General features: G+C 67.0%; 25 protein-coding genes. 16 read left to right on the top strand and 9 right to left on the bottom strand.

Annotated elements, in window-relative coordinates; all coding sequences use genetic code 11:
- The first annotated feature begins 14 nt into the window (after positions 1 to 14).
- Entirely contained in the window at positions 15 to 1,442 is a 1,428-nt protein-coding gene (locus BKG60_RS19950; RefSeq protein ID WP_070946574.1) for a PH domain-containing protein, read from the top strand.
- 25 nt (positions 1,443 to 1,467) lie between these two features.
- Complete coding sequence (locus tag BKG60_RS19955; RefSeq protein WP_070946541.1) at positions 1,468 to 2,283, top strand: HAD-IIA family hydrolase; 816 nt, start codon at positions 1,468 to 1,470, stop codon at positions 2,281 to 2,283.
- A 5-nt stretch (positions 2,284 to 2,288) separates the two neighbouring features.
- Here the strand turns inward: BKG60_RS19955 and BKG60_RS19960 are convergent, their stop codons facing one another.
- The 4 genes from BKG60_RS19960 to BKG60_RS19975 all read right to left on the bottom strand — a co-directional run bounded on the left by BKG60_RS19960 (position 2,289) and on the right by BKG60_RS19975 (position 8,538).
- Positions 2,289 to 4,565, bottom strand: coding sequence for a DUF1214 domain-containing protein (locus tag BKG60_RS19960; RefSeq protein ID WP_083339392.1), 2,277 nt, complete (start codon positions 4,563 to 4,565; stop codon positions 2,289 to 2,291).
- Positions 4,566 to 4,694: 129 nt separating this feature from the next.
- Entirely contained in the window at positions 4,695 to 6,401 is a 1,707-nt protein-coding gene (locus BKG60_RS19965) for a DEAD/DEAH box helicase (protein WP_070946539.1), read from the bottom strand.
- A gap of 177 nt (positions 6,402 to 6,578) precedes the next feature.
- The gene (locus tag BKG60_RS19970; protein WP_070946538.1) at positions 6,579 to 7,490 is read right to left on the bottom strand and encodes a hypothetical protein; all 912 of its coding nucleotides are present in this window, start codon (positions 7,488 to 7,490) and stop codon (positions 6,579 to 6,581) included.
- A gap of 124 nt (positions 7,491 to 7,614) precedes the next feature.
- Positions 7,615 to 8,538, bottom strand: a complete 924-nt coding sequence (locus BKG60_RS19975; protein WP_070946537.1) for an SDR family NAD(P)-dependent oxidoreductase — start codon at positions 8,536 to 8,538, stop codon at positions 7,615 to 7,617.
- 114 nt (positions 8,539 to 8,652) lie between these two features.
- Here BKG60_RS19975 and BKG60_RS19980 point away from each other — a divergent pair, with 114 nt between their 5' ends.
- The 10 genes from BKG60_RS19980 to BKG60_RS20025 all read left to right on the top strand — a co-directional run bounded on the left by BKG60_RS19980 (position 8,653) and on the right by BKG60_RS20025 (position 19,219).
- On the top strand, positions 8,653 to 9,204 hold the full coding sequence (locus BKG60_RS19980) for a TetR/AcrR family transcriptional regulator (RefSeq protein WP_075909893.1): 552 nt from the start codon (positions 8,653 to 8,655) through the stop codon (positions 9,202 to 9,204).
- Positions 9,205 to 9,416: 212 nt separating this feature from the next.
- The gene (locus BKG60_RS19985; RefSeq protein WP_070185067.1) at positions 9,417 to 10,247 is read left to right on the top strand and encodes an LLM class F420-dependent oxidoreductase; all 831 of its coding nucleotides are present in this window, start codon (positions 9,417 to 9,419) and stop codon (positions 10,245 to 10,247) included.
- Between the two features lie 300 nt (positions 10,248 to 10,547).
- The gene (gene groL, locus BKG60_RS19990) at positions 10,548 to 12,170 is read left to right on the top strand and encodes a chaperonin GroEL (RefSeq protein WP_070185068.1); all 1,623 of its coding nucleotides are present in this window, start codon (positions 10,548 to 10,550) and stop codon (positions 12,168 to 12,170) included.
- A 219-nt stretch (positions 12,171 to 12,389) separates the two neighbouring features.
- Positions 12,390 to 13,676, top strand: coding sequence for an Rv0361 family membrane protein (locus tag BKG60_RS19995; protein WP_075909894.1), 1,287 nt, complete (start codon positions 12,390 to 12,392; stop codon positions 13,674 to 13,676).
- 8 nt (positions 13,677 to 13,684) lie between these two features.
- Positions 13,685 to 14,674, top strand: coding sequence for an AAA family ATPase (locus tag BKG60_RS20000; RefSeq protein ID WP_242671624.1), 990 nt, complete (start codon positions 13,685 to 13,687; stop codon positions 14,672 to 14,674).
- Between the two features lie 5 nt (positions 14,675 to 14,679).
- Positions 14,680 to 15,579: a DUF58 domain-containing protein gene (locus BKG60_RS20005; protein WP_070185252.1), complete on the top strand. Its 900-nt coding sequence runs from the start codon at positions 14,680 to 14,682 to the stop codon at positions 15,577 to 15,579.
- Positions 15,569 to 16,042: a hypothetical protein gene (locus BKG60_RS20010; protein ID WP_070185251.1), complete on the top strand. Its 474-nt coding sequence runs from the start codon at positions 15,569 to 15,571 to the stop codon at positions 16,040 to 16,042. The genes BKG60_RS20005 and BKG60_RS20010 overlap by 11 nt, the downstream gene beginning before the upstream one ends.
- Positions 16,033 to 17,100, top strand: a complete 1,068-nt coding sequence (locus BKG60_RS20015; protein WP_075909896.1) for a hypothetical protein — start codon at positions 16,033 to 16,035, stop codon at positions 17,098 to 17,100. The genes BKG60_RS20010 and BKG60_RS20015 overlap by 10 nt, the downstream gene beginning before the upstream one ends.
- Positions 17,097 to 18,149: a hypothetical protein gene (locus BKG60_RS20020; protein WP_075909897.1), complete on the top strand. Its 1,053-nt coding sequence runs from the start codon at positions 17,097 to 17,099 to the stop codon at positions 18,147 to 18,149. Before BKG60_RS20015 ends, BKG60_RS20020 begins: the two co-directional genes overlap by 4 nt.
- Positions 18,149 to 19,219, top strand: coding sequence for a hypothetical protein (locus BKG60_RS20025; RefSeq protein ID WP_075909930.1), 1,071 nt, complete (start codon positions 18,149 to 18,151; stop codon positions 19,217 to 19,219). The genes BKG60_RS20020 and BKG60_RS20025 overlap by 1 nt, the downstream gene beginning before the upstream one ends.
- Positions 19,220 to 19,239: 20 nt before the next feature.
- Here BKG60_RS20025 and BKG60_RS20030 read toward each other — a convergent pair whose 3' ends face one another.
- Complete coding sequence (locus tag BKG60_RS20030) at positions 19,240 to 19,620, bottom strand: hypothetical protein (protein WP_070946534.1); 381 nt, start codon at positions 19,618 to 19,620, stop codon at positions 19,240 to 19,242.
- Between the two features lie 72 nt (positions 19,621 to 19,692).
- Between BKG60_RS20030 and BKG60_RS20035 the strand changes: the two genes are divergently transcribed.
- Positions 19,693 to 20,514: an SDR family NAD(P)-dependent oxidoreductase gene (locus BKG60_RS20035; protein ID WP_075909898.1), complete on the top strand. Its 822-nt coding sequence runs from the start codon at positions 19,693 to 19,695 to the stop codon at positions 20,512 to 20,514.
- Here BKG60_RS20035 and BKG60_RS20040 read toward each other — a convergent pair.
- Entirely contained in the window at positions 20,503 to 21,060 is a 558-nt protein-coding gene (locus BKG60_RS20040; RefSeq protein ID WP_075909899.1) for a carboxymuconolactone decarboxylase family protein, read from the bottom strand. The genes BKG60_RS20035 and BKG60_RS20040 overlap by 12 nt on opposite strands.
- Entirely contained in the window at positions 21,057 to 22,793 is a 1,737-nt protein-coding gene (locus BKG60_RS20045; RefSeq protein ID WP_075909900.1) for an N-acyl-D-amino-acid deacylase family protein, read from the bottom strand. The genes BKG60_RS20040 and BKG60_RS20045 overlap by 4 nt, the downstream gene beginning before the upstream one ends.
- Positions 22,794 to 22,880: 87 nt before the next feature.
- On the opposite strand from BKG60_RS20045, the gene BKG60_RS20050 reads away from it, so the two are divergent.
- Complete coding sequence (locus tag BKG60_RS20050) at positions 22,881 to 23,273, top strand: VOC family protein (protein ID WP_070185259.1); 393 nt, start codon at positions 22,881 to 22,883, stop codon at positions 23,271 to 23,273.
- A 3-nt stretch (positions 23,274 to 23,276) separates the two neighbouring features.
- On the opposite strand, the gene BKG60_RS20055 is transcribed toward BKG60_RS20050, so the two are convergent.
- A complete protein-coding gene (locus tag BKG60_RS20055; protein ID WP_070185244.1) occupies positions 23,277 to 23,771 on the bottom strand; it encodes a hypothetical protein in 495 nt (164 codons plus the stop codon).
- Complete coding sequence (locus BKG60_RS20060; protein ID WP_075909901.1) at positions 23,771 to 25,282, bottom strand: serine/threonine-protein kinase; 1,512 nt, start codon at positions 25,280 to 25,282, stop codon at positions 23,771 to 23,773. The genes BKG60_RS20055 and BKG60_RS20060 overlap by 1 nt, the downstream gene beginning before the upstream one ends.
- A 55-nt stretch (positions 25,283 to 25,337) precedes the next feature.
- On the opposite strand from BKG60_RS20060, the gene BKG60_RS20065 reads away from it, so the two are divergent.
- Entirely contained in the window at positions 25,338 to 25,856 is a 519-nt protein-coding gene (locus BKG60_RS20065) for a mycothiol transferase (protein ID WP_070185258.1), read from the top strand.
- Entirely contained in the window at positions 25,853 to 26,425 is a 573-nt protein-coding gene (locus tag BKG60_RS20070; protein WP_075909902.1) for a phosphatase PAP2 family protein, read from the top strand. Before BKG60_RS20065 ends, BKG60_RS20070 begins: the two co-directional genes overlap by 4 nt.
- Positions 26,426 to 26,680 lie beyond the last annotated feature (255 nt).

Below are 26,680 nucleotides of genomic sequence, written 5' to 3' on the forward strand. Positions count from 1 at the left end.
GGCTGAGCCCCCGCATGCTGCTGGTCCACCCGGTCCACGAAGTCCTGCAACAGATACCGCTGCTGATCGGCGCGGTGGTGCTCGGCTCGGCGACCGGCAACCAGGGGTGGACCATCGCGGCGATAGGCCTCACCGTCGTCGTGGGTCTGGCACGGTGGTTCACCACCAGCTACCGCATCGAACCCGACGAGGTGCAACTACGCACCGGGTTGCTGCAGCGCAAGGTGCTCGCGGTGCCGCGCAACCGGATCCGGTCGGTATCCACCGACGCCCGGCTGCTGCACCGGATGCTCGGGCTGACCGTGTTGAAGATCAGCACCGGGCAGGAAGCCAAGGGCGACACCGAGTTTGCGCTCGATGCGGTCGAGGCGCAGCAGGTGCCCAGGCTGCGCGCGATCCTGCTGGCCGACGCCGAACCGGCCGCCGATGCGCCGGCAGGCCGCCAGCTGGCCCGCTGGCAACCGTCCTGGCTGCGCTACAGCCCGCTGAGTTTCACCGGCCTGGCCATGATCGCCGCCGCGGCCGGCGTGATCTACCAAGCCGGCGCGGGTGCGGCACTGCGGGCGCCGCTGGCGCACTATGGGATCGTGGTCGCCGAACGGCTGGGCGTGCTGGTCAGTGTGGTGGCCGGCGCCGTGGTGATCGTGATGGCCTCGGTGACGCTCTCGGTGCTGCGGTCCCTGCTCACCTACGGAAACTTGGTACTGACCCGCCGAGACATTCCCGGAAAGAGCGGAGTGCTGCACCTGCAGCACGGGCTGCTGCGGCTACGTGAGCACACCTACGACATGCGGCGGATGCGCGGCGGCACCTTGCGTGAGCCGCTCCTGGTCCGCGCGTTCGGCGGCGCGCGCCTGGACGCGGTGATGACCGGTATCGGCGGTGAGGGCGAGGCCTCCCTTCTGCTACCGCCGTGCCCGGCGGTCACCGCCCGGACCGTGCTGGCCGAATTGATCGACGATCCGGCGGCCGTAGAGGCCCCGCTGCAGGCCCACGGACCGGCGGCGGTGCGGCGGCGCTGGACCCGTGCCGTGGCCCTGCCGGTGCTGGCCGGTGTGGCGCTGGCGCTGGTGGGCGTGCCGGGGTGGGTGTGGGTGCTGTGGGCGCTGTTGTTGGGGTGCGCCTGCCTGATGGCTGCCGACCGGGCCCGGTCCCTGGGGCATCTGGTGCGCGACGGCTGGCTGGTGGCCCGCGCCGGAAGCCTGGAGCGCCGCCGGGATCACCTGGACACCGCCGGCATCATCGGATGGACGGTGCGGCAGACGTTTTTCCAGCGTCGCGCCGGAGTGGCCACCTTGATCGCCGCGACGGCGGCAGGGGAGAAGCGCTACCAGGTGCTCGACGTGCCGGCCGAACAGGCCTGGTCGGTGGCAGCGGCGGCCACCGCGTGGGTGGCCGACAACGCGTGGGCGACCGGGCCGGCAGGCCCCGAGTTGCGCTGAATTCGCGGGCGTTTACTGTCGCTGCATGGCTATCGGTGGAGTGCTGTTCGACATCGATGGTGTGCTGGTGACCTCCTGGCAGCCCATCGACGGGGCGGCCCAGACACTGCGGGTACTGGCTGACAACGAGATCGCCCGGTCCTACCTGACCAACACCACCACCCGCACCCGTGCGCAGATCGCCGACCTGCTGACCGAGGCCGGCATGGACGTCGCCGCCGACGAAGTCATCACCGCCGCGGCGCTGACCGCCGAATATGTGCGCGACCGCTATCCCGGTGCCCGATGTTTCCTGGTCAACAGCGGGCAGATCGGTGAGGACATGCCCGGCGTCGACGTCGTCTACTCCAGCGACTTCGCCGGACCGGCCGCCCCCGACACCCCGGACGTGGTGCTGCTCGGCGGGGCCGGTCCGGAGTACAACCACCTCACGCTGAGCTGGGTCTACGACTGGATGGCACAGGGTGTGCCGGTGGTGGCCATGCATCGCAGCACCGCGTGGACCACCACCGACGGGTTGCGGGTGGATACCGGCATGTATCTGGCCGGCATGGAGGAGACCTCGGGGCGCAGGGCCACCGCCGTCGGCAAACCCGCTCCGGAAGGATTCCTGGCCGCGGCCAGCCGGCTCGGTGTCGACCCCGAAGAGATGTACATGATCGGCGACGACCTGAACAACGACGTCCTGGCCGCCCAGGTGGTGGGGATGGCCGGGGTGCTGGTGCGCACCGGAAAGTTCCGCCAGGCCACGTTGGATCGTTGGGCCGCAGACGAATTCGCGATGCAGCCCAACTTCGTGATCGACTCGGTCGCAGACCTTCCCGAACTGTTGGGGCTGTAGCCCGGCTACACCGTGTAGCGGCGGTCGTACCCGGCCTGGCGATCGGCGATCTGCTGCGCGCGGTCGTAGGTCAACTGGTCGGCCGTGGTGTTGGGGTCGTTGGCCAGGATGTCCTTGACCTCCGAAACGTTCACCACCTGCGTCGTCACCGCCGGCATGTTCTCGGCATCGGGATCGACACCCTGGAAACGCATCGAGATGGTGCCCTGATTCAGCCCGCCGGTCGACACCCAATTGGCCACGCCCGGATCGTTTTTCGACACCACGATGGTGTACGTGCCGTCGGCGTTCTTGACCGCCTGACTGTTGTTCAAGCTGGTCTGCTGATTGCGGGTGTCGTTGGTGATGGTCCAGTCATTGGTCACCGGCACCACGAAGTACTCGGCATCACCGGGATCGACGGTGATGATCATCGCCTCGTCGTCGTTGAGCTGGAAGTAGCCGGCGCTCTGCAACTGCGTGGAGAGGAACTGGGCGTTGTGTTGCGGCTGAGACAGCGTGTTGGGCTCGCCGGTGGCTCCGGTGGCCACCGACATGTAGGTGTTCTCACCGCTGATCCCGGTGACCAACATCAAGATGGCGGTCTCGGTGGACGACACCAGCAGCGGTGCCTTGTCGAACGCCGGAATGATCGACACCAGCGAGAGCAGGAGCGGGTTCTTCACCACCGTCTCGCCGATACCCGGGATGGCGAACCCGCCGATCTGGCTGAACAAGCTACTGGGCGGCCCGGCGGTCTTCTCGATGGTCAGCCTCATCGGCGTCTCGGTATTCCAGTCGCCCAAGGTGTTTCGCGTGGCGAGGATGGTCGAGTTGGCCGGGGCCTGAATGTAGTTCATGCCCTGTTCAGGGTTGGCCGGCGCGGCATCCGGGCTCACCACGATGGTGAACGTCCCGTCGTCGCGGATGCTCAGCTGCTCACCGTCGAGGTTCGCCGCTGTCACACCGTTGATGCCTGTCAGCACACTGAAATTGGTGTTCGCGGAGGTGGGGTGCGTGCTCGGATCGTCCGGATCGTATCCCTCGATCGTCCCGTCGATCTTGTATGTCGACGCGCCATTGATCCCGGTGAATCGATAGACCGTGTCGGGGTTGTCGTACCAGATCCGGGTACCCCCGGCGTCCTGCCCGTTCCAGCTGTGCGGCGGGTTGACCTGCAGCAGCAGCTTCGGATCGTTGGAGTTGAGCAGCAGGAACTCGGTCGCCGACTGATTGGCGAACTCGGTGGCGGCCTCGTTGAGCTGTGACAGGTTCGTCCAGTCGGGGCCGCCGACAGCGGAGAAGTTCTTGGCCGCCTCCACGTACCAGGCCGCCATCAGGACCAGCTTGGCCACCTGGACGATCGGCGTGTTGACGATCTCGCTGACCTGCTGCTCGGCGGCGAGCTGATCCTCGGTGGCGAGGATGCTCGTCGCCTCGTCGGTCACCTCGTCGGTCACCTCGGAAGTAGTGACGACGCTTTCGGCCTGCTGGCCCTCCCAGCTCCGTCCGAACAGATCGACCGATGTGCCCGGTTGGCCGTCACGGCGCGACCAGCCCAGCAGCGCCGCCAGCCCGAGGTCCTGGACCGGATTCACCGGCGTGTCCGGGATGAGTGGCTTGAGCCGCTCCGTCACCGCCGCCACCATGTGCGGTATGGGCCGCGCCGCCGGTGCCTGGCTACGGGGTGTTGACGCCGGGATCAGATGTTCGGCAACGTCTTTGGCCACCGTCTTGGTGACGACCGTGAGCGTCTCGAGCGGAGCGGCGGCGGCGGTGTCGGCTTCGGTGGCGGCCGCGGGCCGGTTGTCCAGCGTGGCCTGCTGACTCGGGGAGACGTCCGTGGTCTTGGTGGCGGCACGCGAAACCGACTGCCGCAGTTTGCCGACGGCGGTCTCGACGGTGTCGGCCACGGCGCTGGGCTTGGTGGAGTCCTTACTGTCCTTGTCTTCCTTGGCTTTCCGCGCAGTCGGTGTGATCGACCCGGTAAAGGTTCGATGTGTGCCGGCCTTCGAGTTGCCGAAGGCGGACTCCACCTTCGCGGTCACCTCGTTGACCCGTTTGGCCAGCTTGTCCGGGCCTGACAACGACGTTTTGCGGGGGCCGCGCTTGGATGCGGAGCCCACTGATTTCGGGCTGCTGCTGGCTCCGGACGATGTGTCCGACGAATCCGAACCACCGGTCTGCGCGGATGCGACAGGGGTGCCGTTGGCAACCGCCACCCCGATCCCCAGGGCTACGGCCAGCGCCCCCACCCGTCCGATGAATCGTGCCCCGCCAGCGGTAGCGGACGTCGTCGTCATGTCGCCTCCCCCAACTGTTCTGACTGCTGCAGAACGCAATTGGCCGACTGTAACAAGTTGCAGTTCGGTCGCGGGTGAGTTTGGCGGACTCTGAATCTATTCAGCCGCTGACGACGTGCTCGGCCGTGGTCAGGCCTTCAGGTCCCGCACGGCTTCGATGCGCGCTTTGAGCTGATCGGTGGTCGCCGCAGCCACCGGCGGCCCGCCGCAGATGCGCCGGAGCTCGTTGTGGATCCAGCCGTGCGGCTTACCGGTGCGGTGGTGGGCGATGGTGACCAGCGCATTGAGCTCGCGACGCAACTCGCGCAGCTGACCGTGCGTGGTGCGCGGAGGTGGCGGGCCACCTGATACCGCGGCCTCGGCCGTGCGCTTGGTGATCTGTTCATCCTGCCTGCGGCGCAACAGGTCTCGCATCTGCTCGGCATCGAGCAGACCGGGGATACCCAGGTAGTCGGCTTCCTCGTCACTGCCGGCGGGTGTCGCTGTGCCGAACGAGGCGCCGTCGAAGATGACCTGGTCCAACTCGGCGTCGGCACCCAGGTACTCGACGCCGTTCTCCAGCTCGCTCTTCTCGTCCTTGCGCTTCTCGGCGGCTTCCAGTGCCTCGTCGTCCAGCCCGTCCGATTCCCGGTGTGGCTTGCCCAGCACGTGGTTGCGCTGAGCTTCCATCTCGCTGGCCAGCAGCAGCAGATTCGGCACCGACGGCAAGAAGATGCTGGCCGTCTCGCCGGTGCGGCGCGACCGCACGAAACGGCCGATGGCCTGAGCGAAGAACAACGGTGTCGACGCGCTCGTGGCGTAGACACCGACCGACAGCCGCGGCACGTCGACGCCTTCGGACACCATGCGCACTGCTACCAGCCACCGGCTGGTGCCGGCCGAATACTGGCTGATCCGATCCGAGGCAGCCGGATCGTCGGAGAGCACCACCGTCGGAACCTCGCCGGTGATCTTGGTGAGCAGATCGGCGTAGGCGCGGGCAGTGGTCTGGTTGGTGGCGATGATCATGCCCCCGGCATCGGGCACGTGCTGACGCTTCTGCTGCAGCCGTTTGTCGGCGGCCGCGATGACCGCGGGCATCCACTCTCCGGCGGGGTTCAGCGCGGTGCGCCAGGCCCTCGCGGTCTGCTCGGCGGTCAGTGGCTCACCGAGGCGCGCCGCATGTTCCTCGCCGGCGCTGTCCCGCCAGCGGGCCTCACCCGAATAGGCCAGGAACACCACGGGCCGCACCACGCCGTCGGCCAGTGCATCGGCGTAGCCGTACACATGGTCGGCCGTGGATTGTTGGAAACCGGCGCTGTCCGTTTCGTAGTTGACGAACGGGATCGGGCTGTCATCGCTGCGGAACGGGGTGCCGGTGAGCGCCAGCCGTCGCGTCGCGTCGTCGAATGCCTCGCGCATCGCGTCGCCCCAGGTCTTCGAGTCACCGCCGTGGTGGATCTCGTCGAAGATGACGAGGGTCCTGCGATTCTCGGTGCGCACCCGGTGCCGGGTGGGATGGCTGGCCACCTGGGCATAGGTGACGACCACACCGTGGTACTCGGCGGAGGTCTGTGAGTTGGAGTTGCTGAACTTCGGATCGAGCGCGATGCCGTTGCGCGCGGCCGATTGGGCCCACTGGATCTTAAGATGCTCGGTGGGCACCACCACGGTGATCGCGTCGACCGTGCCGTCACTGAGGAGTTCAGCCGCGATCCGCAGCGCAAACGTCGTCTTTCCCGCGCCTGGGGTCGCCACCGCAAGGTAATCCCGCGGTTTGGCGGTCAAATACTTCACCAGCGCTTTGCGCTGCCAGCCCCGAAGTGCCTGGGTGCTGGGCGCTGCATCAGCCCGCACCCGAGGCCTCCTCTCAGTCGGAAAGCAGTCTAGGCCAGTGGGTTCCGCCGGCGCATCTCTGCAGGAACATGCCGGGCGTGTCGCTTGCCGAACAGGCTACGGGGTCCTGGATCAAGCCGTTCCCGGACCAGCATGGGCCCGCGCCGGCCCCGACGGAGTGCGGCGCGGAGCAAACGCTCAGCAGCGCTCGTACACCTGCGCCAGCTGGGTCTCGAGCGGGCGCGGGACATGAGCCTTGTCGTGCTGGAAGCAGCCGCCGATCGTGACCTCCACCCAGCTGTTGCCGCCTTTGATGGTCAGATCGACCGGCCGGCCGAGCCGGGCCAACACCACCGCGATGGGGTCCGCGATCGCGTAGTCCCTGGGCTCGGCTCCGGGCTTGGCACTGATCTCGATCGCGGATGTCGCGACACCGGTCACCGGGTCCGGGCGGAATGTGCCTTTGACGAGATGCGGCCCCGCGATCCGGACGACCTCGGTCCAGGCCTGCGCAGTGGCGGCGTCGGGAATCACGCCGTATGAGGTGTAGGTGCTGGTCGACTCGAACGGGTAAGCCGGTGGCACCTGCAACAGCCACTGTGCCGTGCCGAGCTGCGGATGCCGGTGGACCAGTTCTTCCGTGGCGAGAGTGTCGACGGGCTGGCGCAATGTCACGATCGCGGGGTGGCCGGCAGTCATCGCGACGCGATCGACCACGGGAGACGACATCGTGTCGAACCACAGCGTGACAGCTGCGGTGGTTTGGCCGACGTCGTCGGCGAGCGGACGTAGCTCGACACCGCCCCTGTCGTTGCCGATGTGCAGCACGACGTAGTGGGAGTCGAAATCGACGTCGCCGGCAGCCGCCACGAATGTGTGGACCACGTCCTGGGCCTGCTGCGCGGTGGCTGCAGCGTCGAGCTCGACGTCGAGGTTGAAGTGCTCGCCGTGGGTGAAGCTGTCGTCATAGTCGACCTCGACGGCACCGACGCCGGGTAGCTCGCGGATCGTTGTGCCGATGGACCGGGCCTCGCTGTCTCGGCCGGATGCACAACCCGCGAGCATCGTGGATGCCAACGCGGCGCAGACGAGCATCAGCCGGCGGCTCACGCACTGATGAAGTGGTCGTCCTTCTCGATGAACCACTCGGCGTGCGCTCCTCCAGGGATGGGGCGGCACAATTCTGGGATCCCAGAGCGACACGAGCGCCAGCCTAGCCGCGGCGCGGTGGAAGTCAGGCGCGCGCGTCCTGCGGTTGGGGATAGGTCACGCCGGTGAGTTCCTCGGACACCGCCCACAGCCGGCGCTGCAGCTCGATGTCGTAGGACCGCTCGTTGGAGGTCACCACCTTCGGGTGGCCCTTCTGTTCGCCGAGCCCGTCGGGGCCGTAGTACTGACCGCCCAGGGCACCCGGGTCCGTGGCGGCGCGCAGGGTCGGCAGCGCACCCATGGCGGCCTCCTGGAAGAGCGGACGCAGCAGCGGGACGGCGCGCTGTGCGGCGCGGGGCAGATGGCGTGCCAGTTCGGTATCGGAGCCGCCGGGGTGGGCGGCCAGGGCGGCGGTCTGCTGCCCGATCAGGCGGCGTTGCAGCTCATAGGTGAACAGCAGATTGGCCAGCTTGGATTGACCGTAGGCGTGGAGCCGGTTGTAGCTGCGCTCCCACTGCAGATCGTCGAACCGGATTCCGGGCGTGAAGCGGTGGCCCATGCTGCTGACCGTGACGATGCGTGACCCGGTCACCGGCAGCAGGCGGTCGAGTAGCAGGCCGGTGAGTGCGAAGTGGCCGAGGTGGTTGGTGCCGAACTGCAGCTCGAAACCGTCGGCGGTGGTCTCCTTGGGCGGGGTCATCACGCCGGCGTTGTTGATCAGCAAATCGATGTGGTCGTGCTTGTTCCGGATTGCGTCGGCGGCTTCGCGTACCGAAGCCAGGGAGCCCAAGTCCAGGCGCTGCAGTTCGAGATCGGCGTGGGGGACCGACCGCGAGATCCATTCGGCGGCGGCCTCGCCCTTGGTCAGGTTGCGGACGGCGAGTACCACGTGGGCGCCCTTGGCGGCCAGGGCTTTCGCGGTCTCGAGCCCCAGGCCGGTGTTGGCCCCGGTGACGATGGCCGTACGGCCCTTTTGGTCCGGAATCTTGGCGGCGGTCCACTTGGTCATGAGAGACTCCTGGTAGGGGCTAAACGGGGCGAGCGCTCCGGTTGTGACCGACTATACGGAACGTGCGCCCCGGTTTGTCAATGCTCTGTCGATGGCTGTGTGAGGTGATGGCGAATGCGTGCTGATGCGGCACGAAACCGTGCCAGGGTGCTCGCGGTCGCCTATGAAACTTTCGCGGCCGACGGCCTGTCCGTGCCTGTCGACGAGATCGCGCGGCGGGCCGGTGTCGGGGCCGGAACCGTCTACCGGCATTTCCCGACCAAGGAAGCGTTGTTCCAAGCGGTGATCGCCGAGCGGATCCGCGGCGTAGTCGAAGAGGGACGGACCCTGCTCGCCGAGGCCGATCCAGGCGACGCGATATTTCTGTTCCTGCGGTCGATGGTGCTGCAGTGGGGCGCAGCTGACCGTGGACTTGTCGACGCGCTCTCGGGGTCGGGCATCGACGTCAACACCGTGGTCCCCGAGGCCGAGGGTGAATACCTCGCCGTACTCGGTGATCTGCTGGCCGCCGCGCAACGCGCGGGCACAGTGCGACGCGACGTCGCGGTGTCTGACGTCAAGGCGCTGCTGGTCGGCTGCCAGGCCATGCAGAGCTACAACGCCGACGCGGCCGAGCACGTCACCTCCGTGGTGTTCGATGGGTTACGGGCGAAGGGAACACAGTGACCACGCTGCATTTCATCTCAGGTCTGCCCCGATCCGGTTCGGGTGAAACCGCAGCCCAGGGAAACGCGGCGCCGCCCACCCCTCGCCATTTTCGACCCTGGGGTCGCTACGCCGCACTCGCAGCAGCCCACCGGTAGAAACCGGCGAGCGGGATGGCCCCGCCCTGCCCTTCGCCCACTGTCGGGCCTGCCTGCACGGGTAGCGTCGGCGAAATGAAGTTCGGCATCGCCACCTTCGTCGACGACGACAGCATCGATCCGGTATCGCTTGCTCGCGCGATCGAGGAGCGGGGGTTCGCCTCGCTCATCGTTGCCGAGCACAGCCACATCCCCGTGAGCCGCGAGTCGCCATATCCGAACGGCGGGGACCTGCCGGCGTGGTACTACAACACGCTCGACCCGTTCGTCACCCTTGCTGCGGCCGCCGCGGTGACTTCCACGATCGACCTCGTCACGGGCGTCGCGTTGCTGATTCAGCGCGACCCGATCCACACCGCCAAGGAAGCCGCGAGCATCGACCTGATCTCCGGCGGCCGGTTCGTGCTGGGCGTCGGCGCCGGCTGGAACCTGGAGGAGATGCGTGACCACGGCACCGACCCGAAAACCCGTGGCGCACTGCTGGACGAGAGCATCGAAGCGGTCAAGACGTTGTGGACCGACGAGCCGGCCGAGTATCACGGCAGCTACGTCAACTTCGATTCCTCGTACTGCCGGCCCAAGCCGGTCCGCCGACCACATCCGCCCATCTACGTCGGCGGAAACTCCGATGCCACGGTCAAGCGCGTGATTCGCCATGAGGCGGGATGGATTTCGAATCCACTGCCCAGGACGGAGCTGACCAAACGGATCGGACAGATGCGTGACGGCGGTGCCGACGACGTGCCGCTGATGATGTTCGGCGCACCCGTCAAAACCGACTACTGGCGTGCCGCTGAGGATCTCGGCTTCGGCCAGCTGGGCCTGTTCCTGCCGTCCGTCGGCAAGGATGAGTCGCTACGCCTACTTGATGAGTTCGCAGAACAGGTACGCCAGTACCAGTCGTAGGCCCATTGGTCTGGAGCGCTGGTGTCGCCGCTTTCCACCCAGGGGTCGCCAGGGCGCGCGGGCGACAGCGCAGCGGTAGATAGCGGGGAGGCGTAACCCCATGGCCGGGCCACGGCCAGACGACCTTGCACTCGCCCTGGTCGAGTGCTAAGAATGCAGTTGGCACTCTCGATCAGTGAGTGCTAGGTCGGGACGGTGAGACCGGGGCCGCACCTGCGGGAGCACACCCTGGTCGTCCGTCGCGGGCACTGAACCCGACCAACGAACGTGCGATCCCCTAACCGGAGGAATCACTTCGCAATGGCCAAGACAATTGCGTATGACGAAGAGGCCCGTCGCGGCCTTGAGCGGGGCCTGAACGCCCTCGCTGACGCGGTAAAGGTGACGCTGGGCCCCAAGGGTCGCAACGTCGTCCTGGAGAAGAAGTGGGGCGCCCCCACGATCACCAACGATGGTGTGTCCATCGCCAAGGAGATCGAGCTGGAGGACCCGTACGAGAAGATCGGCGCTGAGCTGGTCAAGGAAGTCGCCAAGAAGACTGACGACGTCGCGGGCGACGGCACCACCACCGCCACCGTTCTGGCCCAGGCCCTGGTTCGCGAAGGTCTGCGCAACGTCGCTGCCGGCGCCAACCCGCTCGGCCTGAAGCGCGGCATCGAGAAGGCCGTGGAAAAGGTGACCGAAGGTCTCCTCAAGTCCGCCAAGGAGGTGGAGACCAAGGAGCAGATCGCTGCCACCGCCGGTATCTCCGCCGGTGACCAGTCCATCGGTGACCTGATCGCCGAGGCCATGGACAAGGTCGGCAACGAGGGTGTCATCACCGTCGAAGAGGCACAGACCTTCGGGCTGTCGCTGGAGCTCACCGAGGGTATGCGCTTCGACAAGGGCTACATCTCGGGTTACTTCGTGACCGACGCCGAGCGTCAGGAAGCCGTCCTGGAGGATCCTTACATCCTGCTGGTCAGCTCCAAGATCTCGACCGTCAAGGACCTGCTGCCGCTGCTGGAGAAGGTCATCCAGTCCGGCAAGCCGCTGCTGATCATCGCCGAGGACGTCGAGGGCGAGGCCCTGTCGACCCTGGTGGTCAACAAGATCCGCGGCACCTTCAAGTCTGTGGCCGTCAAGGCCCCGGGCTTCGGTGACCGCCGCAAGGCCATGCTGCAGGACATCGCCATCCTCACCGGTGGCCAGGTCATCAGCGAAGAGGTCGGCCTCTCGCTGGAGACCGCCGATGTCGCGCTGCTGGGTCAGGCCCGCAAGGTCGTCGTCACCAAGGATGAGACCACCATCGTGGAGGGCGCCGGCGACAGCGACGCCATCGCCGGTCGCGTGGCCCAGATCCGTGCCGAGATCGAGAACAGCGACTCCGACTACGACCGCGAGAAGCTGCAGGAGCGCCTGGCCAAGCTGGCCGGCGGTGTTGCGGTGATCAAGGCCGGCGCTGCCACCGAGGTGGAGCTCAAGGAGCGCAAGCACCGCATCGAGGACGCCGTCCGCAACGCGAAGGCCGCCGTCGAAGAGGGCATCGTCGCCGGTGGCGGCGTGGCCCTGCTGCAGTCGGCTCCGTCGCTGGAGGAGCTGCAGCTCACCGGAGATGAGGCCACCGGCGCCAACATCGTGCGTGTCGCGCTGTCGGCCCCGCTGAAGCAGATCGCCCTCAACGGTGGCCTGGAGCCCGGCGTCGTCGCCGAGAAGGTCACCAACTCGCCCGCCGGCACCGGCCTGAACGCCGCCACCGGTGAGTACGAGGACCTGCTCAAGGCCGGCGTTGCCGACCCGGTGAAGGTCACCCGCTCGGCGCTGCAGAACGCGGCGTCCATCGCGGCGCTGTTCCTTACCACCGAGGCCGTCGTCGCCGACAAGCCGGAGAAGGCGGCCCCCGCGGCCGACCCGACCGGTGGCATGGGCGGTATGGACTTCTAAGTCCTGCTCTTTACGGGAAATCCCCGGTGCGCCTGGCGCGCCGGGGATTTTTCGTCGGACCGAGCGGTCGGTTTGCTCGTCTGCACCCCATGGGCGCTGTGGCAAACCCGTGACCGGTGGGGTGAGATCACCGTGATACGGTGCGGGCGCTGATAGCTGTCGTGGTTTGTTTCGGGGGGAGATCGAATTGTCGACGTTCCGCGCGCGCAGGTTTGCTGCGTGACTCATCCGCCGCATTCGCCGTTCGGGGGACCGAACCCCGTCGACGACCATACGCCTCAGAATTCCGGCTATCGGCAAGCGCCGCCCCCGCCGCCTCCGGCTCCTGCTCCGCAGTGGGGTGCGCCCGCGCCGGGCGCCGCACCCCATCCCGGGTCGCACGGGTTCGACGCGCCCTCGCCCCCTGTGCAGCAGGCGCCGCCCCAGGCTGACTGGCGCGGCCCGTTGCAGCGCGACGTTCACAATCCCCAGATCGGGTTCCCTACACCGGTACCCGCGCCGCGTCGCAACAAGAAGGCATTGCTCATCACGGCCTGCGCCACCGGTGCGGTGTTGCTGATCGTCGGCGTCGTGGTGGGCATCGTGTCGTTCTCCGGCGGCGGCGCCGGTGGTATCGGTGGTGGCGGCGCCAGCACGGCCACCGACGCGGTCAAGGGCTACCTTGATGCCCTGTCGAAGGGAGATGCCAACGCCGCGTTGGCATTCGGATCCGACCAGCCTGCGTCGAAGGATTTTCTCACCGACGACGTCTTGAAGCAGCAGATCGCGAAGTGGCCGATCACCAACATCCGGATTCTCAACGCCAACGAGACCGGCGACATGGCGCAGGTACACGTGGTGGCCAACTTCGGTGACCAGACCTCCGACCAGACCCTGATGGTGAAGAAGCAGGACGGCGGCTGGAAGCTGTCCGGGGCGGCCGCCAAGATCAGCCTCACCGCGAGCGCGCTGACCACCAACCCGGTGACCGGCCAGCCCCTGCCCGCTCCGCCCGTATCGCTTTTCGGCAAACCGATTTCGGGTTCATCGGTGGTTTACGTGTTTCCCGGCTGGCTGGGACTGGATTCGGCGAACAAGTACATCTCGGTGACGGCGCAGCGGCCGGTGCTGCTTGAGGGCTTGGTGGCTCAGGGGGTCGCAATACCTGCCGGGCTCCAGGTGCAGTTGAGCGAGGCCGGGTCGGAGGCGGCCAAGAAAGCGGTCACCGACGCGATCACCGGGTGCGCGAAATCCACCGAGCTCTCACCCCCGGGATGCCCGCAGAGTGTCCGCAACCCGATGTTGGTGGACGGCACCGCGCACTGGGAGGCGCCCGCTGACCTCAGCGGCCTGCAATACAGCTTCATGTCGCTTGACATGGGCGTGCGGGTGATGGGCACAGCGGAGTGGAAGCTCACCGCCAACAGCACCGACGGCACCCCCATGCAGGGCACCCCTCTCGTCCCGTTGATGGGGCAGATCGACATGACCCAGGAACCTCTGACAGTGAAGTGGGCCGGCAAATGAGCGTCGCCATGGCACCCCAGCCCACCCGGGAGGAGATCGACCGGGCGCGCGCGGTGGTCGGCGCGTTGTCCAACGCCTTCGCCGCCAAGGTCGTAGGTCAGAGCGGGTTGCAACAGAGCCTGCTGATCGGTCTGCTGACCGGAGGGCACGTCCTGCTGGAAAGTGTTCCGGGGCTTGCGAAGACGACAGCGGCCCGGGCGGTCGCCGATGCGGTGCAGGCCAACTTCCGGCGCATTCAGTGCACCCCAGACCTGCTTCCCAGCGACATCATCGGCACTCAGATCTTCGACGCCTCCCGGGGCGCCTTCCACACCCAGTTGGGTCCGGTCCACGCCAATATCGTGTTGCTCGACGAGATCAACCGGTCCAGCGCGAAGACCCAGAGCGCCATGCTGGAGGCGATGGAGGAACGCCAGACCAGTATCGCCGGCGAGGTCTACAAGATCCCCGAACCGTTCCTGGTGCTCGCCACCCAGAACCCGGTGGACCAGGAGGGCACCTATCCGCTGCCGGAAGCGCAGATGGACCGGTTCATGTTCAAGGAGATCTTGACCTATCCGACGCCACAGGAGGAGTCGGAGATGGTCTTCCGGATCGACGCGGGGGTGTACACCAACCGCCGTACCGCGGCAGTGGCCTCACTCGAGGACATCCTCTACATCCGCGACGTGGTTCGGCGGGTCTATCTCGACCCCGCGATCGTCAACTACATCACCCAGATGGTTGCGGTGACACGTGCTCCGCAGCAGTACCTTCCGGCGAACCTGGCCCGGCTCATCGAGTACGGCGCCAGCCCGCGCGCGACCATCGCCTTCACCAAGTCCGCGCGGGCGCTCGCCCTGCTGTCGGGGCGCAACCATGTGCTGCCCGACGACGTCAAGGCCCTCGCGCACCGGATCCTGCGGCATCGGCTGATTCTCGGCTTCGAGGCAGTGGCCCAGAATGTCACACCGGAAGTGTTGATAGACAACATTGTTCGGATAGTGCGTACTCCGTAGTCGCTATGGGAGTGCTACTGCAGGAGGTGAAGGCGCAGACCCTCGCCGGTAACCGGCTGTCCGGTCCGAGCGGGGTGTCCCGTGGCCTTCTCGAGGGGGAGCATCGCTCGATGTTCCACGGGCGCAGCCTGGAGTTCGACGACCTGCGCCCTTACATCCCGGGCGACGACGTCCGCGACATCGACTGGAAGGCCTCGGCGCGTTCGACCGACGTGCTGGTGAAGCGGTTCGTCTCCTACCGGCAGCAGCGGGTGCTGATGGTCGTCGACCTCGGCCGGAACATGCTCGCGCTGGCCGCCGGGGGAGAGGTTAAACAGCGGGTAGTGCTCAATGCGGTCGGTCTGGTGGGGCTCATCGCGATCAGCAAGGGCGACGAGATGGGTCTGGTGTACGGGGACGCCACCGGCTCGGCGCACATGCCGAACCGGCGTGGCGAGGCGCACCTCGAGCACATCCTGGAGCGGGTCAACCGACATCAGGTGGCCGACAGCGCGCGCAGCGAGCTTGCCACCCAATTGGATTACGTGCAGCAGCATTTCCGGCGCCGGCACATCGTCTTCGTGATCTCCGACGAACCGGATGTCTCACCGCTTCTGGCCGAGCAGTTCCGCAAGGTCGGAGCTCGCCACGACGTGTACTGGATCACGGTGCGGGATGCGCCGCTGATCGGTGTACCGGCATTCGGCGGCGAAGGTTATGACGTCGAAAGCGGTAGAACCCTGCTGCGCGAGGAGATCCTCGGCCACCGGGTGCTGGAGGCATACCGTCGGGCCGAGGCACGACGGGAGGCCGCCTTCGCCGAATACGTCGACAGCTCGGCGATCCCGTGCGCCCGGGTGTCCGCGAGCGGCGAGCTGTTCGGTGCCGTCACCCTGATGCTGAAGAAGGCCAGCCGTGGCAAATGACTATCTCAAGTGGATCGTTGCGCCGCTGCCGTATTCGGTGGGATGGCTGGTGCTGGGCGTGCTGTTGATCCTGGGGGTCATCGGATGGTTCGTCGGGGTCGTGGTGTGGACGCTTCCGGTGCAACGGCTGCGCAGCATCCCGGTGATTCGGGACATCAGTGCACGGGTGCTGCGACGCAAGTTCGGCACCGCGATCGGCAGGGTCAGCGACCGCTACGACGCCGGAGAGCTTACATCGCGTCAGGCATACACCGCGATGAGCCGGATACTGCGGAACTTCCTCTACCTCCAGACCGGGGTCGCCGCGCCGTACATGGCGCTGGGCGAGGTGGCCGGTAGTGCCGCCGCGGCGGCAGCACCGGCCGTGTCGGCCCTGTACTCGAAACAGTTCGAGCTCGAAGACAATCCGGACGTCGCTGCCACAGCAGCCCAGGTGCGGAGCACGATCCAGTCATGGAGCTGAAGTGGGGATGGGTCGTGATCGTCGGCCTGGTGGCGCTCGTCGCCATCGTGCTCGCCGCGTTCCTGTGGCCGATGCGGCGGCAACCACGACGGTTGCGCCCGTTGGCCTGGGTCGGTCGGCTCACCGAGATGCCCGAGTATGTGCGGGCCTACCGACGTTACCGAATCTTGTTGACGGCCATCGCTGTCACCACGGTGGCCGTGCTGATGTGCGCCATCGTCGCGACTGCCCGCCCGGTCAGTTCCCAGGCCACCGCGGCTGAGGTCAACCGTGCGCATCCCGAGGATGTGATGCTCTGCCTGCAGGACGATCCGGCCTCCCACGACGCGTCGGTGCTGCTGTCCTACTTCGCCGGCCAGGCCGCCGGATTCGACTCGCAACGGCTCGGCCTCACTTCCCGTGCCAACCGGGTGATCCCGCTGACCCGGGACTATCCCTTTCTTGAGGACGAACTCGGTCGGTACGCCAGCCTGGAGCGGCTGCGGTCCGAGCAGAGCCCCACTCCCGAGGACACCGCCGTCCTGCAACGCGCCCAATACGAATTCGGCAGGGCGGTCGGTTACACGGACTACCAGCTGACCGTCAACGACGCACTTGCCATGTGTATGAAGGGCTTTCCCGGAGCAGGCAAGCCGTCGGACACCCGGCGTTCGGTGATCTACATGGGCCCGGCCGGCTCGGCGGCAACGCCGATCTTCTCCGATGACGGGCTGGCGGACCTGGCCCGGTCCTCGGGAATCCAGGTCAACGTGTTGACCAGTTCGACTCTCGACGCCAGCGGCGGGCTCAGCGAGCTCACCAAGGCCACCGGTGGACGCTTCATCAGCTACGTCACGGCAGCAGATGCCGACGGCGGAACCCCGCACGGCGACCAGGATTCGTTGGACAAGGCGCTACGCAGTCACCTCGACGACATCCGCTCACATCCGCCGGAGGTGACGGCTTCGGACGGGACGATCATGGTCCAGCAGTTGCGTGACCGCCCCAACCTGGTGCTCACCGTCGGGCTCGCGATAGTGATCGTCTTCGCCATCAGCCTCGCGGGGGTGCGGCGATGACATTCGAGCCCGTCCTGGCCTGGTGGGTGTTCCTCTTGTTGGCGGGGCTGACGCTGGTACTGCGGATGTACACGCTCTATCGGGTGCTCGTGGTGGTGGGGAAAGACAGCCAGCGCAAGGTCGTCGTGCGGTGGAGTCTGTTGACGCTGGTGATCGTGTGCTTGTTGGCGGCCGCGGTGCGGCCCGGGATCGAGGCCGACACCCACCCGGTGAACCAGGCAGCCGCCGACGCCGCCGCCAACAACAACGTGAACGTGTTCTTCGTGGTCGACCGATCGCTGAACTCCCGCGCAGAAGACTTCGGCAACAACCAGTTTCGGATGGCCGGGATCCGCACCGACATGCAGGCGATCGTCGACCAATACCCGTCCGGACGCTTCTCGATAACGTCGTTCGCGACCAAGGACCGGGTCGATTGGCCGCTCTCCGACGACGTCTGGAGTCTGCGGGCGCTGCTCAAGAACTATTCGGCCTACGAATCGGAATTCGACTCGGTCTACCAGGTGGACGTGGGTGCCGCGGCCGATCAACTGAACCGTCAGCTCGAGCTTGCCGCCCGGCAGTACCCGGGCTCGAACAACCTGGTCTTCTATCTCGGCGAGGGCGCCGGGATCTCGAAGCGGACAGCAACCGCCTTCGACATCCCGTCCGGGTTGGTGGCCGGCGGCGCAGTGCTGGGATACGGCACACCGGCCGGCGGGCCAGTGGCCAGCAAGATCGGTGCCAACGGCGAGATCACCTACTTCCCGGACCCGGCAGGCGGTGGCGGACAGTTCCTTTCCCCGCTGGACGAAGCCTCGCTGCGGACCGTGGCCGAGCAACTGCACGTGCCGTACTTCCAACGTGGTCTCGGTGACTCGACGTCGACGATCATCCCCGCGGTGGACGAGGGATCTTCGACAGCGGTGCAGCAGCAAGTTTCGATGCCGGGCGATCGCACCGAGTTCTATTGGATCTTCACGGCCATCGCGATGCTGTTGATGTTCTATGAGCTGTTCGCGATGGCGCGGGAGTACCGGGTCTCCCGCAGGACCGGGCGGGACGCATGATGCCGAGCGGACGTGGTATCCCGGCATTCCGGTTGGTGCTCAACACGATCGGTGCGTACTTCTCGCACGGACCGAGCCGCAAAGTCCTGCGACGACGGCTGATCGTGTTCTCGATTCTGCCGGCCGTGCTGCTCGTGGGGATTGCGGTCAAACTGATCACGATGGTGGTCTACGGCAGTTCCGCCAGATCCGACTACCTCGCCTACAACTCCTACGGTCTGGCCGACGATGTGCGGACGCTCAAGTCGCTCAACGTGATCGACTCCTACAAGCCCTATTTCGCCGACGGTGACCGCTACGTGCTGGAAGGGAAACTGGCCGAGGCCGAGTCGGAGTTCAAGAAGTCGCTGTCGCTGGTCAGCCAGGCGCGATCATGCCCGGTGCGAATCAATCTCGAAGTGGTGCTGGAGACACTCGGAGATCTCAAGAACGCCGACAAGCACCGTGACGAGGCGAAGTCGCTCTGGACCGAGGCGCTGAAGGTGACGCAGGAGGCACCCGGGGGCTGTTTCGACACGACGACCGAACCCGACGAAGAGCGCCGCAAGCACCTCAACGAGACCGAACAGCGGCTCCAGGACAAGTTGAAGGATCCCGAGTCGCCGGACGGTGGCCAGGGCCAGGGCCAGGGCCAGGGCCAGGGCCAGGGCGGCGGCGGCCAAGGGCAGGGCCAGGGGGACCAGGGGCAGAACGATCAGGGTCAAGGTCAAGGCGAAGGCCAAGGTCAAGGTGGCCAGGGACAAAACGGCCAAGGTGACGGTGGCCAAGGTCAGGGCGAGGGTGACCCGGGCCAATCCCTCCAGGGCGACCCGGGGCAGAACAGCCAGGGCCAAGGTGAGCAAGGCCAAGGTGAGCCGGGAGAAAACGGCCAGGGCCAGGACGGCGAGAGCGGTCAGGGCAGCGGTGAGTCGAAAGCCGACCCGACGCCGGACACCGTCGGTGCGGACCGTGTCGCCACCGAATCGGATGGTGTGGCCACGCACCAGTTGAATCCGGGACAGGGTGATCCGGGCGACGTGATCCAGCGAGTGCTCGAAGACACCAACGCCAGCGGTTCTGACCGGGAGTGACAGCGGGGGCGCTTGCGGCGTCAGTTCTCCGACAACACGATGCAGTCGCTGTCGCACTGGCCGGGCGGTCCGGGCTTCACCGCCTTGCGATGCAGCACCGCGCGGCTGGGCACGATCTGCTGCGCCTCGTCTTCGTTCGCACCGGCTTGGCCCCGCCCGTCGACGATCAGCGAATACCCACCGGGCTTGGCCGGTGGGCACACCAGGGTGGCGTTCTCGTGCGAGGCCAGGTTTCTGCGGGTGTGCCCGCCGACCGGCCCGACGTGGATGACGCCGTCGACGAGATGCGGTTCCACCGCGACCGTGTGCGCGTGGTAGTTGTCGTCGACCGTGACGAGGTAAGCGAACGTGTAGTTCGCCAGCTTGTCGGCCAGCTGGTTGAGATCCACTTTCACGCTCATGACGTGAGAATAGGCCGGTCCGGGTCCCGGTGGGCCCGACCTGGACATGTGGCAGCGGGTACTTTCGAGCCCATGCCGCTGCCACCGCCCTCACCCACCAGCACCGCCGTCATCACCGGGGCCTCGTCGGGGATCGGCGCGGAGCTGGCCCGGGAGCTGGTATCCCGGGGGTACGGCGTCACCCTGGTGGCCCGCCGTGCCGACAAGCTGACCGAGCTTGCCGCCGAACTGTCCGAGGCGCGGGTCGAGGTGATCCCGTGCGACGTGGCCGATTCCGGCGCCCGGGCAACGCTTTTCGATGAGGTCGAGCGTCGCGGGCTGACGGTGGACATTCTGGTCAACAATGCGGGTATCGGCACCTTGGGCGCGGTGACCCGTTCCACCCCGGAGGCCGAGATCGCTCAGGTGCGGGTGAACGCCGAAGCCGTGATCGACCTGTGCACCCGGGCCGTGGCGTCGATGGTGCCGCGTGGCCGCGGCGCCATCCTCAATGTGGGCTCCACGGCGGGCTTTCATCCGTTCCCGGGGCAGGCGGGTTATGCGGCCACCAAAGCGTTCGTGCGCAACTACACCGAGGGCCTGCGCGCCGAACTGGCCGGAACCAGTGTCACGGTGACGACGCTGAACCCGGGCCCGGTGCGTACCGAGTTCCTCAAGTCCGCGGGCATGGACGAACGTGCGTTCGCCGCCGCGTTCCCCAAATTCCTCTGGATGCCGGCCCGCGACGTGGCGCGGGTGGGTGTGGACGCGCTGGCCCACGACAAGGGTGAGGTGATCGCCGGTGCGCCCAGCCGGATCAGCACCCGGCTGGCGCAGTTGATGCCGCGCCGGCTGTTGTTGCCGATGCTTGCCAAGCAACATCCGGCGCTGCGCCGGGACCGGTCAGCGAGCTGAATCCGGCCAGCGCCGCATCCACCCCTCCACCGGAAGGTCCAGGCCGTTGCACAAGGTGCAGATGGTCCGGTACCAGCCGACGGCGATCAGCAGTTCCATGCGCTGCTCTTCATCGAGGTTGTCGCCCAAGGCATCCCACGTCGTCGTCGACCATGAGCCGGTGCGTTCCAATTCGTCGACCGCGTCGATGAGCACTCGTTCAAATGCCGACCAGTCCGCGTCTGCGCCGGTGACCAGGGCATCGCATTCGGAATCGGAAACCCCGGCGATCGGACCCCAGAACGCGGCCTGCCCGCCCCATTCGTAGGCGCAGCCCAACCGCGCACAGATCCGCAGGATCGCGATGGTGCGCACCCGCGGTGGCAGCAGCGTGTCGACGTAGAGCGCCTCACCGAGCTTGCGCAGCTTGCCCGCCAGCTTCGGATGCCGTTGCAGGCAGCGCACCAGCAGCAGTGGCTCGTAGGTCCGGTCGGGGTGGCCCCAACTCTGGATGCCCGCGGCGTCCTCTACGCTCCACGGCGGGGCCAGGGGTGCGACGCGGCTCATGCGAGCGGCGCCGGCTGCCGGCCGCGGACCAGACGGCCCGGACGCGCTGCGGTGGGGACGCCGTTCTCGGCGATCACCGCACCGGAGACGACGGTCGCGATGTAGCCATCTGCGGTCTGGTCGAGGCGACGCCCGCCTCCGGGCAGGTCGTAGGCGACGACCGGCCGGTGCAGCCGCAGCGCCGCATGGTCGATCACGTTCAGATCAGCCTTGTAGCCCAGCGCAATTCGACCGCGATCGGCCAGCCCGGCGACGCGTGCCGGAACCGAGGTCAGCTCCCGCACGGCCTCGGCGACGCTCAGCATGCCCGCGCCCCGGTCGCGGACCCAGTGTGTCAACAGGTAGGTGGGGAAGCTGGCGTCGCAGATCATGCCGTAATGCGCGCCGCCGTCGCCGAGGCCGAGGATGACGTCGTCGCGCCGGATCAACTCGGCAACGGTGTCCAGCGAGTTGTCGCGGAAATTGGCCAGCGTGACCAGCAGCATCGAGTGCCCGTCGTCGTCGAGCAGGCGGTCATAGGCCTCCTCGAGCGGGTCGACGTTGCGGGCCCGGGCCCGCGCTCCGATCGAGTTCGACGGGTCAGGCTCATAGTCGGGCTGCTCACCCAGCGGATACATGTAGTCCCAGGCCTGCACGGCGAACATCAGCGGATGTCCATCGCTGGCCGCCGAATCACTCAGGATCCGTTCGCGGACTTCGGGTTTGCGCATCTCGGCGACCCGCTCGGCCAGTGGCAGGTGAGCGATCTCGCGGTAGCTGGGGTAGAGCACGAACGGGTTACCCGAGAGCTCAAGGCCGAGCACCAGCCCGATGGGGCGGGGGAAGATCTGGGCGGTCACGACGGGGTCAGCTGCTGCCGCGTTGTTGTTCGCCTTCTCCACCATCCGCAGCGCATCTTCGAAGAAGGCCGGCCCGGCGTTGCCGATCGCCAGCGTGAACGTGACGGGCAGGCCCACGTCGGCGGCGACGTCGAAGACTGTTTGCAGCGCCGGTTCGTAATCGCCCGCGACGAGATCGGGCACGAACTGGATCAGCCCGCCACCAGCGTCGTCGACGCCACGGGCGATCGCCTCGATCTCGGCATAGCCGGCGTCGTAGCTGGGAATCGGCTTGCCGCTCTCGGTCTTGTGAATGGTCAGCCTCGACGAGGCGAACCCCAGGGCGCCGCAGTTCACGGCCTCGGCGGCAAGCTTGCGCATCAGCTCCAGATCCTCGGCGGTGGCCGGCTCCCGGTCGACGCCGCGCTGGCCCATCACGTACACCCGCAGCGGGGAGTGCGGCAGGAACGCCGCCACGTCAATATCAAGTTGTCGATCCGCCAGCGCGTCGAAGAACTCGGGGAACGTCTCCCAGGTCCACGGCAGACCGTCGACCATGACCACACCCGGGATGTCCTCGACGCCGGCCATCACGTCGACGAGCACGTCGTGATCGTCGGGGCGGCACGGAGCGAACCCGACGCCGCAGTTGCCCATCACCGCCGTGGTGACCCCGTGCGCCGAGGACGGGTTGAGCCGGTCCGACCAGATCGCCTGGCCGTCATAGTGGGTGTGCAGGTCGACGAAACCTGGGGTGACCAGCAGCCCGGTGGCGTCGATCTCACGTTCGGCCGGCTCGGTCGCGGACCCCACCGCCACGATGAGGCCGTTGCGCACGGCGACATCGCCCACGTACGGGTCGCCGCCCAGGCCGTCGACGATGGTGCCGCCACGGATACACAGGTCATAGCTCATCTAACTAACCTACGACGACGATCCGCGTATGCCTATGGGGTGCGCCGAAATCCGTTGCATGTCGGCGGTGCGTGCCAGGATCGGGACGTGATCGATCACTTCGGCATCAACTGCACCGATTTCACCAAGGCGACCGAGTTCTATGACACCGTGCTCGGCGTGCTGGGCTACACCCGGCAGCTCGATTACGGCGTGGCCATCGGCTACGGCACGGAAGGGCATCCGGATTTCTGGATCGCCGACGCCAGTGCGGGCGACGCCAAGGGCCCCAACCGCGAAATCCACGTGGCGTTCCAGGCCGCGGGCGTCGACGCGGTCACCGCTTTCTACGATGCCGCGCTCAAGCTGGGGGCCGAGTCACTGCACGCACCGCGGCTGTGGCCCGAGTACCACCCGGGCTACTTCGGTGCCTTCGTCCGGGATCCGGACGGCAACAACGTGGAGGCGGTGTTCCACGGGGCCGCACCGGCAGCGCAGTAATCGCTAGAGCGGTTCCAATTCCGAGATCAGCCAGTCGCCGTCGACGCGGGTGAGGGTGACCCGGTAGGCCAGCGCATCCTTGGTGGATTGGTTGCCGGCACCCGCGGTCTCGGTCTTCTGGTCGACGAACGCCACCACACTGGCGTCGTCGACCGTCAGCGACTCCACACCCGTGTCACGGACCGTCGCGATCTGGGTGACATTGTCCGCCTTGGTGCGAATCGTCTTGAGGTACTCATCGACGGCCGAGCCGGTCAGCAGCGCGGTGACCGCGTCGATGTCTGCCCGGCTGGTCGCGGGACTGTAGCTCAGCACCTTGACCACGTTGGTGGCCACGAACTCGGTGACCTGCTGGCGTGCATGATCGTCGTCGGCGACGGGGGCGGGCGCCGGCCGGCTCTTGACCGCCAGCTGCCAGGACCCCAGCCCGATGGCTGCGACGATGCCGATGATCAGGGCGCCCACCAGCAGCGTCCAGCCTCGCGTACGTGTGCCCATCAGTTCACGAACTCCAGCTTCGAGGCCTTGTAGGCGCCATCGGCATTTTCGACGGTGACCCGCACCCGTTGCAGCGAGACCACGCCGACCCGATTTGTCGTGACGGTGACTTTCGTGTCGACGGTGACGAGCACGACTGCCTCATCGGAGAACAACGATTCGACACCGGCCCCGGTGACCGTCCCCTCGGTTTTGACGCCCAATTCCTGGGCCTTGTGTTTGATCTGGGGCGCCTGGCTCTTCAGGTCGGCGCGGAATTCGTCGGTGGCCCCGTCCATCATCGCCGCGAGATCGCTGTCGGCGGTGTCGGCGCTGACGGTGACGCTGTGCAGGGCGAAGGTCCGGGCCGCGTCGACGTACGGCTGCCACGACGGCGTGCTGCGCGCCACCGGAGCCTCACGGGCGAACTGGCTGATGGCGAAGCCGAGCGCACACACCAGCAGTACGGCCAGCACGGCCGGCACCGCAACCCTTGCGGGGCTGCGCTTCTGGGCACCGCGGGGTTGCGGGATCGGGCTGGGCCCCGACCAGTGCGGCGACGGATGCGGCGCATTGAGAACCGGGGGAGCGGGCGCGGAGAAGGCCGGGGCTGCGATGACCCGAGGGGGCTCTGTCGAGACCCGGCGGGGCGCAACCGGTGGCACCGTGGGAGGGCGCTGCGGAACCGGGCTGCTGGGCCGCGCGTCGGCCAGCGCCTTCGCGAAATCGATGCAGCGGGCATAGCGGCCCTCGCGGTCCTTGGCCATGCCCTTGAGCATCACCTCGTCCAGGTAGGCCAGCTCCGGACGTTCGTTGCGCAGGCTGGGCGGGAGCTCGTTGAGCTGCTTGCTGATGACGACGGCCGGATTGGAATGGTGAAACGGCGAATGCCCGGCCAGGAGTTGGAAGGCACTGGCGGCCAAAGCATATTGATCGGCCCGTCCGTCCATCGACTGTCCCAGGAGCTGCTCGGGGGCCGAGTACGCCATCGAGCCCACGGCCATGTTGGTCGCGGTGATCCCGCTGATGTCGTCGACGCGCCGGGCAACACCGAAGTCGGCCAACAGAATTCGACGATGAGCGGCTTCGGGGCTGGTCAGCAGGATGTTGGCGGGCTTGACGTCGCGGTGCAGCAGGTTGCGCTGGTGTGCATAGTCGAGAGCTTCGGCGATGGCAGTGACGATTTCGACAGCCTCGGCCAGCGGCAGCCCGGAGGGGTGCCGTTCGCGCACATGCTGAGAGGCGTCGGTGCCGTCGACGTAGTCCATCGCGATCCACAGCTGCCCCTCGAACTCACCGCGATCGTGCAGGCCGACGATATGGGGATGCCACAGCGAGGCGGCGATGTCGGCTTCGCGGTTGAACCGGTCGCGGTACTGGGCGTCACCGGTCAGCGTGGCCGGCAGGATCTTGAGCGCGTCCTCGCGGGGGAGGCGCGGATGCTGGGCCAGATACACCTCGCCCATGCCGCCGGAACCGAGCAGACGTTGAATCGTGTACCCGGCGAACACGTCACCGGCATTCAACGGCATGCCCGTGATCGTAGTCGGGACGGCCCCGCGCCGGTTCGCGAGTAGCGTCGAGGCCATGGCTGCCGCTGATTCCGATGCCGTCCGAGAACTGCTGCGCGACGCATTCACCAGGCTCATCGAGCACGTCGACGACCTCACCGACGGGTTGACCGAGGAGGTGTCGAGCTACCGGCCCACCCCGCAGGCCAACAGCATCGCGTGGCTGATCTGGCACAGCGCCCGCTGCCAGGACCTGCAGTTGTGTGACATCGCCGGCATCGAGCAGGTGTGGACCCGCGACGGCTGGAAAGACCGCTTCGGGCTCGACCTGCCGGCAGGCGACATCGGATACGGGCACAGCCCGGACGACGTTGCGAAGGTGCAGGCACCGGCCGACCTGCTGGCCGGGTACTACCTCGCGGTGCACAAGGCCACGCTGGCCTACATCGCCGGGGTGACCGCCGAAGATCTGGGCCGCATCGTCGACGAGCACTGGGATCCGCCGGTGACGGCCAGCGCCCGGTTGGTCAGCATCATCGACGATTGCGCACAGCACCTCGGTCAGGCGGCCTATCTGCGCGGCATCATCCCTTGACCGCCCGGTGGTGGCCGCCGATCGGGCTGGCCGCCATGGTCTTGCTCGGTTGGGCGGTGCATGGCGCGCCGTTGCCGGTCGACGACTGGTTTCAAGCGCTCGGTACCGACATGGGGCCGCGGCGGGCGATCTTCCTCCTGTTCACCAAGCCGCCCCTGGTGGCGGCCGCGTTGCTGATCGGCATCGTGGTGGCGGTGCGGCAGCACCGGAAGCGACTGGCAGTTGCCATGGTGGTGAGCCCGATCTTGGCCATCACCGTCGTGCGGCTGATCAAACCCGTGTTCGGCCGGGAGAAAGAAGGGGCGCTGGCCTATCCCAGCGGGCACACCACGTTCCTGGTGACGGTGACGGGCCTGCTGGTGCTGGTGGCGGGCCTGCGGTTGTGGGCGCTGGCGGTCGCGGTGTGCGTGGTGCTGCTCGGCACCTTCGGGCTGTCGATGACCTTTCACTACTTCACCGACACCGTCGGCGGCGTGTTGCTGGGCACCTCGGTGGTGTGCCTGGTGGCGCTGTGGACCCGGGGTGAGGCATCGACGCCTACCGGTAGGGCTGCTTCTGGTCTTCGCTGAGCGCTCCCTGTTCGGCATCGCCCGTTTTTGGTGATAGCAACTCGTAGCCCACAGTCCACGATCACTGCGCGGCCGGTGTTCGCGATCTTGAGCGCCAAGGTGGGCCTAACTATCAAGTATCACTTGATCATTCAGGCCGACGGGCCGCGCCGCATGGTTGCGTACCGCAAGACTTTTGGATTCAAGGGTACGCGTCAGCAAACTTCAAGATCCATGCCCATCTGGACATATGGCTGCTTCGTTGCCTTTGCGGCA

It is taken from the genome of Mycobacterium syngnathidarum (genome assembly GCF_001942625.1).
GTDB lineage: Bacteria > Actinomycetota > Actinomycetes > Mycobacteriales > Mycobacteriaceae > Mycobacterium > Mycobacterium syngnathidarum.

What these genes read in the sequence shown, in the direction of transcription:
- BKG60_RS19950 (WP_070946574.1), top strand. Translation starts at nt 15, where the DNA reads ATGCTGCTGGTCCACCCGGTCCACGAAGTCCTGCAACAGATACCGCTG.
- BKG60_RS19955 (WP_070946541.1), top strand. Translation starts at nt 1,468, where the DNA reads ATGGCTATCGGTGGAGTGCTGTTCGACATCGATGGTGTGCTGGTGACC.
- BKG60_RS19960 (WP_083339392.1), bottom strand. Translation starts at nt 4,565, where the DNA reads ATGACGACGACGTCCGCTACCGCTGGCGGGGCACGATTCATCGGACGG.
- BKG60_RS19975 (WP_070946537.1), bottom strand. Translation starts at nt 8,538, where the DNA reads ATGACCAAGTGGACCGCCGCCAAGATTCCGGACCAAAAGGGCCGTACG.
- BKG60_RS19980 (WP_075909893.1), top strand. Translation starts at nt 8,653, where the DNA reads ATGCGTGCTGATGCGGCACGAAACCGTGCCAGGGTGCTCGCGGTCGCC.
- BKG60_RS19985 (WP_070185067.1), top strand. Translation starts at nt 9,417, where the DNA reads ATGAAGTTCGGCATCGCCACCTTCGTCGACGACGACAGCATCGATCCG.
- groL (WP_070185068.1), top strand. Translation starts at nt 10,548, where the DNA reads ATGGCCAAGACAATTGCGTATGACGAAGAGGCCCGTCGCGGCCTTGAG.
- BKG60_RS20000 (WP_242671624.1), top strand. Translation starts at nt 13,685, where the DNA reads ATGGCACCCCAGCCCACCCGGGAGGAGATCGACCGGGCGCGCGCGGTG.
- BKG60_RS20005 (WP_070185252.1), top strand. Translation starts at nt 14,680, where the DNA reads ATGGGAGTGCTACTGCAGGAGGTGAAGGCGCAGACCCTCGCCGGTAAC.
- BKG60_RS20015 (WP_075909896.1), top strand. Translation starts at nt 16,033, where the DNA reads ATGGAGCTGAAGTGGGGATGGGTCGTGATCGTCGGCCTGGTGGCGCTC.
- BKG60_RS20020 (WP_075909897.1), top strand. Translation starts at nt 17,097, where the DNA reads ATGACATTCGAGCCCGTCCTGGCCTGGTGGGTGTTCCTCTTGTTGGCG.
- BKG60_RS20025 (WP_075909930.1), top strand. Translation starts at nt 18,149, where the DNA reads ATGCCGAGCGGACGTGGTATCCCGGCATTCCGGTTGGTGCTCAACACG.
- BKG60_RS20030 (WP_070946534.1), bottom strand. Translation starts at nt 19,620, where the DNA reads ATGAGCGTGAAAGTGGATCTCAACCAGCTGGCCGACAAGCTGGCGAAC.
- BKG60_RS20035 (WP_075909898.1), top strand. Translation starts at nt 19,693, where the DNA reads ATGCCGCTGCCACCGCCCTCACCCACCAGCACCGCCGTCATCACCGGG.
- BKG60_RS20040 (WP_075909899.1), bottom strand. Translation starts at nt 21,060, where the DNA reads ATGAGCCGCGTCGCACCCCTGGCCCCGCCGTGGAGCGTAGAGGACGCC.
- BKG60_RS20045 (WP_075909900.1), bottom strand. Translation starts at nt 22,793, where the DNA reads ATGAGCTATGACCTGTGTATCCGTGGCGGCACCATCGTCGACGGCCTG.
- BKG60_RS20055 (WP_070185244.1), bottom strand. Translation starts at nt 23,771, where the DNA reads ATGGGCACACGTACGCGAGGCTGGACGCTGCTGGTGGGCGCCCTGATC.
- BKG60_RS20060 (WP_075909901.1), bottom strand. Translation starts at nt 25,282, where the DNA reads ATGCCGTTGAATGCCGGTGACGTGTTCGCCGGGTACACGATTCAACGT.
- BKG60_RS20065 (WP_070185258.1), top strand. Translation starts at nt 25,338, where the DNA reads ATGGCTGCCGCTGATTCCGATGCCGTCCGAGAACTGCTGCGCGACGCA.